This is a genomic window from Halococcus thailandensis JCM 13552 (genome assembly GCF_000336715.1).
In the GTDB taxonomy this organism is placed as follows: Archaea; Halobacteriota; Halobacteria; order Halobacteriales; family Halococcaceae; genus Halococcus; species Halococcus thailandensis.
The window spans coordinates 1-2182 of record NZ_AOMF01000098.1 but is presented as its reverse complement, the minus strand read 5'-3'; the positions used below and the strand labels follow the sequence as shown (position 1 = coordinate 2182).

General features: G+C 52.2%; 1 protein-coding gene and 2 pseudogenes. 2 read left to right on the top strand and 1 reads right to left on the bottom strand.

Annotation, left to right across the window (positions count from 1 at the left end; translation table 11 throughout):
- Positions 1 to 114 (top strand): annotated as a pseudogene (locus tag C451_RS23615) (transcription initiation factor IIB 2); the annotation flags it as partial.
- Between the two features lie 27 nt (positions 115 to 141).
- On the opposite strand, the gene C451_RS04265 reads toward C451_RS23615, so the two are convergent.
- Complete coding sequence (locus C451_RS04265; RefSeq protein WP_007738073.1) at positions 142 to 1074, bottom strand: hypothetical protein; 933 nt, start codon at positions 1072 to 1074, stop codon at positions 142 to 144.
- A gap of 345 nt (positions 1075 to 1419) precedes the next feature.
- Between C451_RS04265 and C451_RS04260 the strand changes: the two are divergent.
- Positions 1420 to 2088, top strand: a pseudogene (locus C451_RS04260) (helix-turn-helix transcriptional regulator); the annotation flags it as partial.
- Between the last annotated feature and the right edge of the window lie 94 nt (positions 2089 to 2182).

The following is a 2182-nucleotide window of genomic DNA, read 5'->3' as shown; positions in this document are numbered from 1 at the left end:
GGCGCGCTGCTCACCAACGAGAAAGTCACTCAAACAGCCGTTGGCGACGTTGCCGATATCTCTGTGGTCACGATCCGAAATCGCTATCGAGATCTGATCGAAATCGAGGAGTGAGTTCGTGTGAGGGAATCGCCCCTGTGGTTAGTTGGTTTTGGCTACTAGTTCGTCGTTGCTGTATACACCGGGTGAGGTATCATCTGGGTACGTGAGTGCTGCTAGGGAACCGTCATAGGCGTACGCGTCATATCCATAGCCGCTCACAGCACCAGATACCAATGTGCTTTCGAGAGTGTCTTGGCCGTCGTCTTTCTGTAGCACTTCCCGAATCGAACCACTGACCGAGAACTCGTAGGGGGTGTACTCGCCATGAGCAACGATCGTCAGCTTCCGGTCAGGTCGTCTGCCGACATGGGCAGCTTTCCCATCGATGGTCACCCGAACCTCTCCCGATGGACGGAAATAAAACGATTGAAGGCGTCCGTCGTACGTATACGCGTCCTTTCCGGACTGCACCGCACCGGAAGCACCGTATGCATTGACATGGTCGCTCTCGTTCCTGCTTGCTCCGTAGGCATCGCTCTTGGTAGCATATGTGCTGGTCGAAAACGAGTAGGGTGTATTCGTGCCGAATCCCTCGATAAGAAGCGTGTGATCGGGTCGGTTACCGACGTGGGCCGGTTCGCCATCGAGCAAGACGTTGATCTCGCCTGACCGATCGAAGTCGAACGAATAGAGATTGCCGGTGAACGTATACGCATCTTTCCCGTTCTTGACCGCCCCATGGGCGCTCCGATCAATGATATGATCGCTTCGATTAACGCTCGCGCCGCCGGCCGTACTCTTTTCGAGGTTGTTTCCGACAGTGAATGAATACGTCGTAGTCTGGCCAAATCCTTCGATAGTGAGTGTATGTTTGTTGGGAGTCGCAGTCGCACTCCCAAACGTCCCAAAACTAGCTACCCCAGCTGCTCCCGCTACGAGGAAGCGACGCCGTGTGACATCACTGAACTGTGATGAGCCGTTCTTGTTATTCTGTGCGCTCTCCGCGTCATGATGGGGATTAGTGGCCCTCATCTCTAGCGAAAGACCATGGAGTTTCGTAATAAGTCTTGTGTGAGTTACATACAGTAAGGATTACATTAATGTGGGTGCTTTACAAACTATGTCGGAAGGTCCGCTTTGGAGACTCACAACTCTGGTACACGCTATTGATTCGCCAGTCAGATCGATGTTACGGTCTGTCGAGATGAGCGATTTTCGTTTTCAGGATCGGATTTCGATTTTCTACAAATCATCTGTCTGCTCCAATGTTGATCCAAAGAAGGTACCCTTCTGATCAACGTTCGCAATCGAATCCAGATAATGCGTGGCCAGCAGGAGCCCCCCAAGCCTAAGAGACTATATCACTGATTCACCTCCATGACCGATTCTTTCGAGGATCTTCAGTTTCTTGCGCGGGCACAGACACGCATCCGTGCGATGCAGTTGTTGGCAGAGAAACCACGGGACCGAGACGAGCTTGTTGATCGGCTTGGTATATCACGGGCTACATTGAGTCGCTTGCTTAGGCAGCTCGAGGATCGAGAATGGGTTACACAAGACGGAGCGGAGTATACGACGACTCGGTTCGGCTCAGCTATGGCCAGCGATATCACTCAGCTGCTGGATACCGCTACGACGATTCGCCAATTTCAGGGAATTGCCCAATACCTACCGTTCGATGAGCTTGGAATCGAATTTCATCAATTTCAGGGGGCACAGATAACTGAAGCAACCTCGTCCGATCCTGCTGCGCCCGCACGACGCGTCGGTCAGTTGCTCGACTCCGCTGATCGAACACGCATTCTCAAACAGGCAATCGATCCGAATGCATCACGTCCTCACTACGAGACAGTCATTCAGGGGAAGCAACGAACGGAGGTCATACTCACGCATGAGGCGATTGATACCGTTACTGAGAACTGTGAAATGAGGCAGTGGTTTCAAGAGATGATTGCGAATGAGGTGCCAGTCTATCGATACGATGGGAGCGTACCGATCAACCTGAAAATCATCGACGAGACGGTTGTACTCAGCGTTACTGATGAAAACGGATTGGTCGCGTCGCAAAGTCCTCTAGACTTTGCCTCTGGTAGCCTCGACTGTGAGGTCACAGCTCATGGTTGTTTTGGTTGAGCGGGTG

Bases quoted from the DNA above. Each gene is read 5' to 3' on its own strand.
- C451_RS04265 (WP_007738073.1), bottom strand. From the start codon at position 1,074: ATGAGGGCCACTAATCCCCATCATGACGCGGAGAGCGCACAGAATAAC.